An 11891-nucleotide genomic window follows, 5' to 3' on the forward strand; every position below is an offset into this window, starting at 1 on the left:
TGGCCCATGAGTTTAGAAACATTGCCGGATTGGCCGTCATTGGCTTGCCAATTCGAACTTGAACATGCCCTTTTTGGCGCCCAATCCACCCGTTTGCGCAAATGGTGTAAGGGTCAATTTGACCTCATGACTGACCCTGCCTTTGCGCGGCTCTTTTCCGATAATATCGATAATTTCGACGTGCCACCCTCAGCCTATAATCATCGATATATCACGACAGAAGATGGCGAACTGCTTGGTGGAATTCGATTTTATGGGTTAGACGTTGAACGCCCCTTCGTTGAAGTCGTCGCCCATAGTTTTTCTGACTTAGACACTTTGCGGTCCGTTGTGGCCCGAGAATGGTCAGTCTTTTCCCCTCAATTCGTACGCCTTGTTGTGGCGAAAGATCATTTGCCAATGCCGGACGCGATATTGGACCTTTCCATTCATGCCGCTTTATATCGGGATATCGCCACAGGGCAAAACCAGATCACGTTGACTGGTACGGAAGACGTTGAATTAGCCCATAAAATTGTGACCGCACGATACGCGGTATTGCCACAAGATGGCGCAAGACGGGCCAATATCGCCGCTGCGGAACTGTCAGAATTGAAGGAATGTGCTGAGGACGACGGACTTTCTCTTGCCCAAGACAAAGCAGGTTCAACCATCGGCGTCATTGCCTGCAAAAAGGGAGAACTAGACTGGATCGAGGGTGATATCGTGATTGAAGAGGTCGTCAGTGCCGACCATAGCGGTCATGGGTATGGGGTTCAAATGCAACGCGCTTTGGCGAAAATTCGGGGCGCTAAGTTTCCAGATCGATTGCTTTTAGGCACGATCGATAGACACAATCATTCATCGCGAAAGTCAGCCGTCCGCGCTGGACGACCAGAAATATTGCGCAAAGTCTTTGTGCAGCTAAGTTCTGACTAAAACTCGATGGCCCAATAGCCAACGGTTTTGGTTTCACTTAGGTCTGCAGTGCCGATTTGCTTGAATCCTAGCTTTTCGTGGAATGCGACGGAGCCTGGGTTTGGTGGATTGTGATTGATCTCACAGCACACCATTTTGATGCCGTCTGCCTTGGCCTTTTCGATCAAATCTAAATAGAGCCGCTTTGCGTGGCCTTGTTTGCGCGCATGTTTTGCGGTCACTACCCGGTCGATATAGGCAAAGCTGTCATAACGCGATTTGAACCAAGAGAAATTGATCCCATCATGGGGCGAAGCGTGGCTCATGCCGATAAGAAAGGCATCAAGTTCGCCAATTGTTTGGGTCAAATAGGAGCGATCCAGCAACTGCTGAAGGTCATTAGGTTCCAAAAAACTTGTTTCAATTGCATGCTCATTGTTGAGCGCTAAAACCAAGTGAAACTGATTTGCAGATAGGGTCATAAATAATCAAAGAGGCCAAAAGAGTAGAATTGCGGGAACGGAAACCGCCACGATGATGATTTCCAACGGTAAACCCATACGCCAATAATCCGAGAATGAATAGCCGCCCGGGCCAAGGATCAGCATGTTGTTTTTATGCCCGATTGGGGTAAGGAATGCGCAGCTAGCAGCTACAGCTACGGCCATCAAAAATGGATCAGGATTGACCCCCATTTGCCCCGCCAGCCCGATGGCAACCGGTGCTGCAACAATGGCCGTGGCCGTGTTGTTGAGCACGTCGGAAAGGGTCATGGTGACAATCATTAATAAGGTCAGCGCCACCCAAGGTGGCGCGCCTGCGGTCGCGGCGGCCAATCCATTGACGATTAGTTCTGTGCCCCCAGAACTTTCAAGTGCTGCGCCAAGGGGGATCATAGATCCCAAGAGCACCACAACGGGCCATTCAATGGTGTCGTAAAGCTCGCGGATGGGCACAATGTCCGTAAAGACAAATAATATGGCGACCACCGCAAGTGCCACCGGCAGATAAATCCAACCGAAACTGGCAGCAGTTAGCGCCGCGGCAAAAATGCCGATGGCGGTCCAGGCGCGGTCATATTGGGTGACTTGCAAATTCCTGTCTGCAAGCGGCAAAAATCCCATGCGCCCAATGACATCTTCAACACTATTTGGCGAACCCAATAGGAGTAGAATATCCCCCGGGTCGAGTTGGGTTTTGCGCACTTGCGTGCGGATGGCTTTGCCCTGTCGAGAAATCCCGAGCAGCGACACGCCGTAACGGGCCAACAATTTCGATTGCATTGCGGTGCGTCCAGTCAAACGGCTTTCGGCGGTAACAACTGCCTCGGACAAAATCAAATCACCAGAAAGGGCGTTGTTGCTGGCTGTTTGTCCTTGGAACTGCAATCCCAATGCGCCGACAATTGCGTTGATGGCCTCCGGGGAGGCTTCAATAATCAAGTGATCGCCGGCTTTAATTTCTTCGCTCCTTGCACGCCCGGCCAAACGTTTGCCGCGTCGCGCGAGGCCAAGCACATAGCAATCATTTTCCTCAGCCACGGCATCAAGGTCTCTAACTTTTTGTCCGATTGCTTTGCTCGTGTCCCCAACGACCAAATCAGCCACATAGCCTTCAAGGGAAGCGAGTTCGGACGGGGAGTTTTTGGATTTGGGTTGCTCTGGAATAAGCCGCCATCCGATGATCGCAACATATGCCATGCCGACAATCGCCGCGACCAAACCGACGGGCGCGAAGTCGAACATGTTGAAGGGTTCGCCAAGGGTTGTTTCGCGAATGGATGCGATAATGATGTTTGGGGGTGTGCCAATCAGCGTAACAAGGCCGCCAAGTATAGTAGCGAACGATAAGGGCATGAGGGTTTGGCCCGGCGAGCGTCCAGATTTCTGCGCCGCTTGGATGTCGACAGGCATCAGCATGGCAAGGGCGGCGACATTATTCATAAAGGCCGACAGGATGCCGCCTAGCCCCCCTAAAATCGTGATGTGCATACCAATAGAGCGAGATTGATCGATGACTGAGCGGGTGATCAGATCAACTGCACCTGAATTGGTGAGACCACGAGAGACCACAAGCACGAGTGCGACGATAATTGTTGCCGGGTGGCCAAAGCCGGAAAATGCATCAGCTGTCGGCACCGCGTTGAACAATAAGGCGATGATGAGGGCGGTAAACGCCACAAGATCATAGCGCCAGCGTCCCCATAACAGGCCTACAAATACCAAGAAAAACAAAGAAAAAAGAATAATCTGGGTGGTGGTCATGGGTGCAGGCCTAGTTCGAAGTAACTTGATCCAATCATCGCAAATCCAATGGCCCAGCACTAGGGGGAAATTGGAATTAGTTTTTTGAGTTTGGTGCACATAGTGGAAACAAATTTGGGTTTGATTTTGCAACCGTCGGAGCCATGTGGGATAAGATGGTTATGGCAAGAGATAAATCAAAACATCCGTTTGAGGGTGCCCATTCAATAGGGCCAAAAATGATTCAATATTTGTCGATGATCGGCGTGACCGATTTTGACGATTTGATCGATGTTGAAGCAGAAGAATTGGCAATGCGTATTGACGTGGAGTTTGGCCAAAAAACCATGAATGCCATGGGGCTACGCGCGCTGGAAAACTTGGTCATTTTCGCAAAAGAACAGCGCAATGGATGAATTGGATGGCCTAGTTACCAAGGTTCGGTCATGCACGATATGTGCTGATCATTTGCCATTGGGACCGCGCCCTGTTTTGCAGGTCAGCAAAAACGCTAAAATTCTTATTGCGGGCCAAGCGCCGGGAAGGCTCGTTCATCTGTCGGGTAAACCATTCGATGATAAAAGTGGCGAGCGGCTACGCGATTGGCTGGGGGTGAGTGCCGAACAGTTTTATGACCCCAACCTATTTGCCATCCTGCCAATGGGTTTTTGTTTCCCCGGTACTGGCAAATCAGGTGACTTGCCGCCGCGCACTGAATGTCGGGCAACATGGCATGAAGATGTTCTGAAATTGTTGGACGGGATTGACTTAAAAATTATCATTGGTGCTTACGCGCTCAATTACTATTTGGGTGACACCCAATCAAAAACATTGACCGATACGGTAAAGCGGTGGGCAGAGTTTATGCCATCTAGTTTGCCCCTGCCGCATCCTAGTCCGCGCAACAATATATGGCTTAAGAAGAATGAGTGGTTTGAGACCGATGTTTTGCCAACGCTACGGCAAAGGGTTGCTCAAATTCTTGGATAACAAAGGGCTAGGCAAAAGAAGGGAATGTATCGGTATGTTTGGTAAGATTTGGGTTTTGGCAATGTTGGTGGTTTTAGGGCCTGTTGGCGCTGCATGGTCAGGGGAACAATGTGGGCCGGAGAGTTTGATCAAGTGGGCTAAGGTCTTCGATACAATTACCATCTGCGCCACCCAAAGTGTGCCTGATGAGAAGATAATGCATGCCGCACATGTTGCGGCCCAGTGGTTAGATAATGACGGGGATGGTGAAGTCGATGATGCGAAATTGTTGAAACAACTCGCGCAATCTAACCCGGTACTCGTTATGAGCGAAGAAGGGTTTGAGGACGCGCAGGCAGATGAAGTTTTTGACTATTTTGATCGTCACGTGGTTCAAGATTTGGGGGCGTTTGAAACCAACCCAGTTGACGAACGCGACGCATCTCAAGAGGAAATTCATCATCTCATTGTGAATGCTGGTTGGCAAAAATATCAGCCAAATGTTTTCAGTGAACAACGCGCAAAGGGCAGCGTATTGTTCGGGCAATGGGAAGAAGCGGAACGCAAAGGGTATTACGCTTACGACGACCCGACATGCGATGCGAGCTGCAAAGTGACAGAATTCGTATATTTGGCATCAGCGGCTTATCTTGGGTCAAAGGCGGATTTGTTTTCCGATGAAATGCGTATCAAATCTCAAACTGAGTTGCGTCAAAAACTGCCAGAAGTCGTGCGCATTTTTGAAGACCCATCATATGGCTATCCAGTTCACATGTGGCCAGATGGAGATTACGGGCACAGCAAAAACATAGTCTTGGGCCAATAGGTTGTCCGAACTGTCACCGCCTCAAACAAGTTGGCCACGTTGGCAGAGTGCATTGGTCTATGGGTTGAAAAATGTGCCCGCGCTACTCAACCCTGTCGCTGACAAGCTTATGTTTGAAACGGCGAAAGAGCCGCATTTTGACAGTGCTGAGATACAAAGTTGGTTCACAGAACAGCTGAAAAAGTGCCGGTCTTATTTGGAATACGGTAGCGGTGGCACAACATATTTGGCAGCTCAGTTTAAGGTTCCTTTTGTCAGTAAAGAAAGCGATTTACTGTTTTCGCTAAGCGTGCAACGCACAATTGAATTGGCCGGCATGCGCCGTCCAAATCAAGAATACTGCCATGCAGATATCGGGTTGACGGAAAACTGGGGTTATCCGTTTGTGCTTGGACAGGTGTCCCCATTTAGACGGCAAAAATTTGCCGCTTACTCAGACGTTCCAAACCAAGAAGCCATGCCGGATTTTGTTTTGATCGATGGGCGATTTCGTGTTGCTTGCATGCTGAAATGCGTAAAAGCACTGGGCCACAATGATGACTGGACCATTGCGTTCGACGACTATGTAGACCGTGTGCAATATCATCTCGTCGAAGAGTTCGCCCAACTCGATCAAATGGTCGGACGAATGGCGGTTTTTAAGCAAATGCCTGCCGTGAACTTGCCTAAACTAGACGAAGTCCTTCAAGCGCATCTTCATGATTATCGCTAGTGTGGGACGAGGCTGTGCACCTTAAGTGATTTTGGCGGGTTTTCTAAGCGTGAAGAAAATGAACCGCGGCTGAGTAGTCAGGCTTTTATAGGCGTCGGGAAACTTCTCTTTAGCCGTTTCAGCGGGCATAGGCTCTTTTATCGCTTCGATTTCAAACCCAGATGCAATGAACTCCTCAATCATCTGAGTGAGTGGGCGGCGCCAAAACCGCACATGCATGGTCTCGCCATTTTTCGTCCAACTGTCCTCAATCAATGTGTGGGCGAAATAGTTCTCGCCGCCTGCCATCTCATGATCTTTAAATGGATGATGGGTGGAAATCACCAAGCGGCCACCCGGTTTAAGCAGACGGTAGAATTCACCAAGTGGCATGTCCCAATGTTGCAGATAATGCATGGCGAGAGAGCATAGGATGCCGTCAAAACTGATGCTTGTGTAGGGGAGTGCCTTGGACAAGTCCGCGACTTTCAACTCCACCTGATCCCCAATTGCTGCTTCGGCAAAAGACAACATCTCTTTACTTAGGTCAAAGCCATACATATTGGCGCCCTTGTCCAAAAGGTCAGCCAAGTGTTTGCCGCCGCCGCAACCTGCATCCAAGATAGTTTTGCCCTTTACATCGCCCATCAGCTGGGTGGATGCCGGGCGTTCATATAGGTCATTCCACGGGTTGATTTTTTCGGCGCTATAAATTTTGGAGAGTTTGTTAAAATCTGTTGTCGTCATCTCATTCTCCATAAAAAAATGCGCCAAAAGAGGCGCATTTTTACAAATTTAGATGATGGCTTGCAACTAAACGATTGCGCCGTGGCAATGTTTGTATTTTTTGCCAGATCCGCATGGACAGGCTTCGTTCCGGCGCACTTTGCCCCAAGTTTCTGGCTTGTCTGGATCAATGCCGTCAGTTGCTGGAGCCGCAGCATTCTCGCCTGTAGTAGGGTCGAGATGTTGCTCTGTCATTTGCGGTAGTTCGGGCTCAGGTGGCGTCATCTGCACCTGCACATGGCTAAGTTGAGCGATCACAAGTTCACGCAAGCTATCCAGCAGTGTTTGGAACAGCTCATAAGCTTCTTGCTTGTACTCATTGAGCGGATCGCGTTGGGCAAGACCACGCCAGCCAACTACTTTTGACAAGTGATCAAGGGTGATCAAATGCTCGCGCCACAGGCCGTCAATTGACTGCAACAAGAGTTGTTTTTCGATCTGCCGCATAATTTGTGGCGTATAGTCTGCGGTTTTCTTCGCCGCTGCCTCACTTGCCGATTTGATCAGTCGCTCCGTAACTTGCTCGCTGTCAATGCCTTCTTCTTCCGACCATTCCTTGATCGGTGCATCAACGTTCAAGTAAGTGCGGGCGGCTTCAGTTAGCTGCTCATGCTCCCACTGTTCTGGATATGAACGCTCAGGGATCGCTTTTTCGATAATGTCATGGACAACATCTTCACGCATTTCCTTGATCGCTTCAGCCACATTGGCGTCGTCCATCAATTCAAGGCGTTGCTCGAAAATCACCTTACGTTGATCATTCATCACATCATCATATTTGAGGATGTTTTTACGAATGTCGAAGTTGCGGGCTTCCACTTTTTGTTGGCTTCGTTCAAGCGCTTTGGTTACCCATGGGTGGGCAATCGCTTCGCCTTCTTCTAGGCCAAGCTTAACCAACATGCCTTCCATGCGTTCCGGTGCGAATATCCGCATCAGATCATCTTGCAATGAAAGGTAGAATTTTGAGTGACCGGGGTCACCTTGACGGCCTGAACGACCGCGAAGCTGATTATCAATCCGGCGAGATTCATGTCGCTCGGTGCCGATAACATAAAGACCACCAGCGGCAAGGGCTTCTTGCTTGCGGGTCTCAATTTCAGCTTCAATTTCTTTGATCTTGGCGTCGCGTGCTTCGCCTTCAAGGCCTTCGCATTCGTTGGCGATGCGCATCTCAAGGTTACCGCCCAACTGGATATCTGTACCACGGCCCGCCATGTTGGTCGCAATTGTCACCGCGCCGGGCATACCCGCATCAGCAATGATTTGCGCTTCTTGCTCGTGATGGCGTGCGTTGAGAACTTTGATGTCCTTTGCGCCCTTTTTCTTCAAAAGGTCAGCGAGGAATTCAGATTTTTCAATAGACGTCGTGCCAACCAACACTGGCTGTTTGCGCTTTTGACATTCCTGAACTTCTTCAGCAATCGCGTTGAATTTTTCTTCAACAGAGCGATAGACTTCGTCTTCCTCATCAACCCGGGCAACATCAACGTTGGTTGGGATCGAGATCACATCCAAGTTGTAAATGTCTGCAAATTCGGCAGCTTCTGTTTCCGCTGTACCGGTCATGCCGGCCAATTTGTTGTAAAGACGGAAGTAGTTTTGGAATGTGATCGACGCCAAAGTCTGGTTTTCAGGCTGGATTTGGGCACCTTCTTTGGCCTCAAGGGCTTGGTGCAGGCCTTCAGAAAAGCGACGGCCCGGCATCATCCGGCCCGTAAACTCGTCAATGATCACAACTTCATTGTCGCGCACGATATAATCTTTATCGCGAGAGAAAAGCTTGTGGGCACGTAGGGCAGAGTTGAGGTGGTGAACGATCGAGACGTTTTCCACGTCGAAAAGGCTTTCGCCTTTAATCAGATCAGCGTCTTTAAGGATGGTTTCAAACTTTTCGATACCCTCGTCCGTGAAGGTGGCTGAACGTTGTTTTTCGTCCAGATCAAAATCTTCGTCCGCCACATTGACCATTAGTGCGTCAATTTGGGTATAAAGTTCGGAACGGTCTTCGGATGGGCCGGAGATAATCAATGGCGTACGCGCTTCATCGATTAGAATTGAATCGACTTCGTCCACGATTGCAAAATTGTGGCCGCGCTGTGCCATTTGCTCGCGCGAGAATTTCATATTGTCGCGCAGATAGTCGAAACCAAACTCGTTGTTTGTACCATATGTCACGTCCGCTGCGTATGCCGCGCGACGTTGATCATCGGACAGGCCATGTACAATGACGCCCGTGGTCAGGCCCAAAAAGCTATAAACTTGGCTCATCCATTGCGCATCTCGACTGGCGAGATAGTCGTTTACTGTAACAACATGAACGCCTTTGTCGGTTAGGGCGTTTAAATAAACGGCCAAGGTCGCTACAAGGGTTTTACCTTCCCCAGTGCGCATTTCTGCAATGGCATTATCGTTCAACACCATGCCGCCGATCAGTTGCACGTCAAAATGGCGCATGCCCATGCTGCGTTTCGCGGCTTCGCGTACTGTCGCAAATGCGGGGACCAAAAGGTCTTCAAGTTTGGTGCCGTTTTTATACTGGGCCTTAAATTCGTCCGTTCGCGCGCGTATTTGTTCGTCGCTTAGTGCCTGCAATTCTGGCTCAAGTGCGTTTATTTTGTCGACCAAAGGGCGATATTTTTTGACTTGGCGCTCATTTGAGGAGCCAAAAATTTTACGTGCAAGCGCGGCGAGTGCCATATAAGCGGTCCCATTTTGTTGCTGTTGTGCCTTAATTTGGGCACATCAGCTAAGAATTCTGTGCATTGGTATGGCGAATTAAGGGCAGAAGTTGCTAAATTTCACCTAATCAAGCGTTGGGAGATGTAAGTGCGGTGAAGTGTCTTGTCAACGCCTCCCAAATCACGCAAACCTCAAACAAATTTGTTGGGCCCGTGCAATTGTGAGCGAAGTCCGATTTTGCACAGATAAAAAGAAAGAACAATAATGCTGAATTTGAAGAGAAAACACCTTAATTCACTACGTGCAACTTTGCTGGGCAGCGCAATGGTTTTCAGCATGTTGGGTGCCGCAAGCACCAACGCTCAAGAGGCTCCGTCGCCCACCACAGTGATTGCCGTTGTTGGTGGGGAAAGCATTACCCAGGCAGATTTGGGCTATGCACTTGAGGATATGGGTGAAGAGATTTCTGCAATTCCAGCGGCAGAGCGTCGCGGCTTTTTGGTGCAAATGCTTGTTGACATGAAAGTGATGGCGCAAGCGGCGAAAAAGGCAGGCATGGCAGAAACAGACACTTTTGCTAGTCGCAAAGCTTATTTGGAAGATCGCGCACTTCGTAGGGCCTATTTGCAAGACGTCATGGCAACTGAAATCAGCCCAGAAGAGTTGCAAGCTGCTTACCAAGAAGCGTTCAAAGATTTCGTGCCTAAAGAAATGTTGCGCGCGCGCCATGTGCTCGTCGCCAGCGAAGAAGATGCCAAACTGGTTATTGCCGAACTGGATAATGGCCGGGATTTTGTTGAAGTTGCAAAAGAGAAATCGACTGGTCCAAGTGGACCAAATGGTGGTGATCTAGGCTACTTCAGCGAAGGCGACATGGTAGCAGAATTTTATGATGCATCGCGTGCATTAGAGGTTGGTGCTTATTCGGCACCGGTCCAATCGCAATTTGGCTGGCATGTGATTAAGCTTGAGGATCGTCGTCCGTCAAATCCACCAGCATTTGAGCAAGTTCTACCCCAAATTCGCCAACGTGTGATGGTGGGCAAATTTGAAAAGCTTGTCGAAGATTTGAAAGCGAACGCTGACATTCAAATCGTTGGTGCGGGCAACTAATATGGCTGAAGTGAGTACAATTTCGCCTTTAGCACCAAAAACATTCCCAAAACTTGATCAAATTGAAGGGGTGGATTTATTTTGTGCCCCAATTGGGGAAGGGTATCACGGGCGGGATAACTTGCTTTTTGCGCGGTTTAGCGAAAGGACATGCGTTGCTGGTGTTTTGACTAAAAGCAAATGTCCTTCTGCACCAATTGACTGGTGCCGCGAGAATTTGGGTTATGGTTTGGCGCGCGGTTTGGTCATCAATGCAGGCAATGCAAATGCATTTGTCGGCAAGGTTGGCGCACAGACGGTGCACCAAACGGCGGTCGCGGCGGCAAAAATGCTTGATTGCTCAACTTCAGAGATTTTTATCTCTTCAACTGGTGTGATTGGCGAACCACTGGACCATGCGCCGCTGGTTGAAGCGTTGCAAAAATCGCCTCAAACTGCCTGTGATTTTGAAGCTGGCGCAAACGCCATCCGCACCACCGACACATTTGCCAAAGGGGCCGGTGCGCAGTTCGATCTGGATGGTGTTTCCGTCTCCATTTCGGGCATTGCAAAGGGGTCTGGCATGATCGCCCCAGACATGGCGACCATGCTCTCTTATGTTTTTACCGATGTGCCGATCTCAGTTGAGATTTTGCGCGCATTGTTGAAGGACGCGAACGCGCTTAGCTTTAATGCTATCACGGTTGATAGCGATACGTCGACATCGGACACTTGTTTGGTGTTTGCTACTGGCGCGGCTGAAGCGCGTGGGGTTGCGCCAATTACCTCGCTCGACGATCCAAGATGCGCAGATTTCAGACAAGCACTTAATGCAGTTTTGAAGGACCTCGCCTTACAAATTATTCGGGATGGCGAGGGCGCCACCAAAATGATGGTGGTCAAAGTCTCTGGCGCTGTTTCAGATCAAAGCGCAAGCATTATTGCGCGCTCCATCGCTAATTCACCGTTGGTGAAAACAGCATTGGCTGGCGAAGATGCGAATTGGGGACGGGTTGTGGCCGCAATCGGCAAGGCAGGTGAACCCGCCGAGCGTGACAAGTTGCAAATCCGTTTTGGCGACTTACTTGTTGCGAAAGATGGATTTCGCTCTCCGTCTTATACCGAAGAGGATGCCAGCGAATATATGAAGGCTGATCAAATTGAGATCAGTGTTGATCTTGGATTAAACGGGGGCAGTGCAACAATTTATGGTTGCGATCTAACCCATGGCTATGTCTCCATAAATGGCGATTATCGCAGCTAAGAGGGCAGTTTATTGACTAAAGAAAAACCAATTTTGTTGGTGGTTGCCTGTGCGCTTGTCGATGCGGACCGACGGGTCCTGATTGCACGTCGGCCTGAGGGCAAAAATATGGGCGGACTATGGGAATTTCCTGGTGGCAAAGTCGAACCCAACGAGACCCCGGAAGCCGCGATCATTCGCGAGCTGAAGGAGGAGCTTGCCATCGACACCAAGGAAGCTTGCCTTGCGCCACTGACTTTTGCGTCATTTTCTTATGAGAAATTTCATCTTCTTATGCCACTTTATGTCTGTCGTAAGTGGCAAGGAACACCGGTTGCGCATGAGCATTCTGCCCTGAAGTGGGTAAAACCACAGCGCATGCGAGACTATCAAATGCCACCTGCTGACAAACCGCTGGTCGCCCACTTGTGTGACTTGTTGTAGTTTTCGTGGTTTGACCTT

General features: G+C 49.6%; 12 protein-coding genes. 8 read left to right on the forward strand and 4 right to left on the reverse strand.

The genetic code is table 11. The features are described from left to right. Positions 1 to 6: 6 nt before the first annotated feature. Positions 7 to 918 carry a hypothetical protein gene (locus tag AC2D8L_RS13315; RefSeq protein WP_484685970.1) on the forward strand — a complete coding sequence of 304 codons (912 nt, stop codon included), beginning with the start codon at positions 7 to 9 and terminating at the stop codon, positions 916 to 918. Here the strand turns inward: AC2D8L_RS13315 and AC2D8L_RS13320 are convergent. Continuing rightward, positions 915 to 1379 (reverse strand): GNAT family N-acetyltransferase, encoded by a 465-nt coding sequence (locus AC2D8L_RS13320; RefSeq protein WP_484685971.1) that lies wholly within the window; start codon positions 1377 to 1379, stop codon positions 915 to 917. The two genes, AC2D8L_RS13315 and AC2D8L_RS13320, sit on opposite strands and share 4 nt — an antisense overlap. 6 nt (positions 1380 to 1385) lie before the next feature. After that, on the reverse strand, positions 1386 to 3161 hold the full coding sequence (locus AC2D8L_RS13325; RefSeq protein ID WP_484685972.1) for an SLC13 family permease: 1776 nt from the start codon (positions 3159 to 3161) through the stop codon (positions 1386 to 1388). A gap of 218 nt (positions 3162 to 3379) precedes the next feature. Here AC2D8L_RS13325 and AC2D8L_RS13330 point away from each other — a divergent pair, with 218 nt between their 5' ends. Genes AC2D8L_RS13330 through AC2D8L_RS13345 form a run of 4 tightly spaced genes read left to right on the forward strand, consistent with a single transcriptional unit; the run spans position 3380 to position 5647 of the window. Further along, positions 3380 to 3556, forward strand: coding sequence for a hypothetical protein (locus AC2D8L_RS13330; RefSeq protein WP_484685973.1), 177 nt, complete (start codon positions 3380 to 3382; stop codon positions 3554 to 3556). After that, positions 3549 to 4130 (forward strand): uracil-DNA glycosylase family protein, encoded by a 582-nt coding sequence (locus AC2D8L_RS13335; protein ID WP_484685974.1) that lies wholly within the window; start codon positions 3549 to 3551, stop codon positions 4128 to 4130. Before AC2D8L_RS13330 ends, AC2D8L_RS13335 begins: the two co-directional genes overlap by 8 nt. A 34-nt stretch (positions 4131 to 4164) precedes the next feature. Continuing rightward, positions 4165 to 4935: a hypothetical protein gene (locus tag AC2D8L_RS13340; RefSeq protein WP_484685975.1), complete on the forward strand. Its 771-nt coding sequence runs from the start codon at positions 4165 to 4167 to the stop codon at positions 4933 to 4935. 1 nt (position 4936) lies between these two features. Further along, positions 4937 to 5647, forward strand: a complete 711-nt coding sequence (locus AC2D8L_RS13345) for a hypothetical protein (protein WP_484685976.1) — start codon at positions 4937 to 4939, stop codon at positions 5645 to 5647. A gap of 21 nt (positions 5648 to 5668) precedes the next feature. On the opposite strand, the gene AC2D8L_RS13350 is transcribed toward AC2D8L_RS13345, so the two are convergent. Next, the gene (locus tag AC2D8L_RS13350; protein WP_484685977.1) at positions 5669 to 6373 is read right to left on the reverse strand and encodes a class I SAM-dependent methyltransferase; all 705 of its coding nucleotides are present in this window, start codon (positions 6371 to 6373) and stop codon (positions 5669 to 5671) included. A 66-nt stretch (positions 6374 to 6439) separates the two neighbouring features. Continuing rightward, entirely contained in the window at positions 6440 to 9112 is a 2673-nt protein-coding gene (gene secA, locus AC2D8L_RS13355) for a preprotein translocase subunit SecA (protein WP_484685978.1), read from the reverse strand. Positions 9113 to 9358: 246 nt separating this feature from the next. Here secA and AC2D8L_RS13360 point away from each other — a divergent pair, with 246 nt between their 5' ends. From AC2D8L_RS13360 to AC2D8L_RS13370, 3 genes are read left to right on the forward strand one after another with little or no spacing between them, the layout of a single operon-like run. After that, positions 9359 to 10207 carry a peptidylprolyl isomerase gene (locus tag AC2D8L_RS13360; RefSeq protein WP_484685979.1) on the forward strand — a complete coding sequence of 283 codons (849 nt, stop codon included), beginning with the start codon at positions 9359 to 9361 and terminating at the stop codon, positions 10205 to 10207. 1 nt (position 10208) lies between these two features. Beyond that, entirely contained in the window at positions 10209 to 11450 is a 1242-nt protein-coding gene (gene argJ, locus AC2D8L_RS13365) for a bifunctional glutamate N-acetyltransferase/amino-acid acetyltransferase ArgJ (protein WP_484685980.1), read from the forward strand. 12 nt (positions 11451 to 11462) lie between these two features. Next, complete coding sequence (locus tag AC2D8L_RS13370; RefSeq protein WP_484685981.1) at positions 11463 to 11873, forward strand: (deoxy)nucleoside triphosphate pyrophosphohydrolase; 411 nt, start codon at positions 11463 to 11465, stop codon at positions 11871 to 11873. Positions 11874 to 11891: the final 18 nt, after the last annotated feature.

This window comes from Maritalea sp. YIW29 (genome assembly GCF_057219265.1).

Bases quoted from the DNA above. Each gene is read 5' to 3' on its own strand.
- AC2D8L_RS13315 (WP_484685970.1), top strand. From the start codon at position 7: ATGAGTTTAGAAACATTGCCGGATTGGCCGTCATTGGCTTGCCAATTC.
- AC2D8L_RS13320 (WP_484685971.1), bottom strand. From the start codon at position 1,379: ATGACCCTATCTGCAAATCAGTTTCACTTGGTTTTAGCGCTCAACAAT.
- AC2D8L_RS13325 (WP_484685972.1), bottom strand. From the start codon at position 3,161: ATGACCACCACCCAGATTATTCTTTTTTCTTTGTTTTTCTTGGTATTT.
- AC2D8L_RS13330 (WP_484685973.1), top strand. From the start codon at position 3,380: ATGATTCAATATTTGTCGATGATCGGCGTGACCGATTTTGACGATTTG.
- AC2D8L_RS13335 (WP_484685974.1), top strand. From the start codon at position 3,549: ATGGATGAATTGGATGGCCTAGTTACCAAGGTTCGGTCATGCACGATA.
- AC2D8L_RS13340 (WP_484685975.1), top strand. From the start codon at position 4,165: ATGTTTGGTAAGATTTGGGTTTTGGCAATGTTGGTGGTTTTAGGGCCT.
- AC2D8L_RS13350 (WP_484685977.1), bottom strand. From the start codon at position 6,373: ATGACGACAACAGATTTTAACAAACTCTCCAAAATTTATAGCGCCGAA.
- secA (WP_484685978.1), bottom strand. From the start codon at position 9,112: ATGGCACTCGCCGCGCTTGCACGTAAAATTTTTGGCTCCTCAAATGAG.
- AC2D8L_RS13360 (WP_484685979.1), top strand. From the start codon at position 9,359: ATGCTGAATTTGAAGAGAAAACACCTTAATTCACTACGTGCAACTTTG.
- argJ (WP_484685980.1), top strand. From the start codon at position 10,209: ATGGCTGAAGTGAGTACAATTTCGCCTTTAGCACCAAAAACATTCCCA.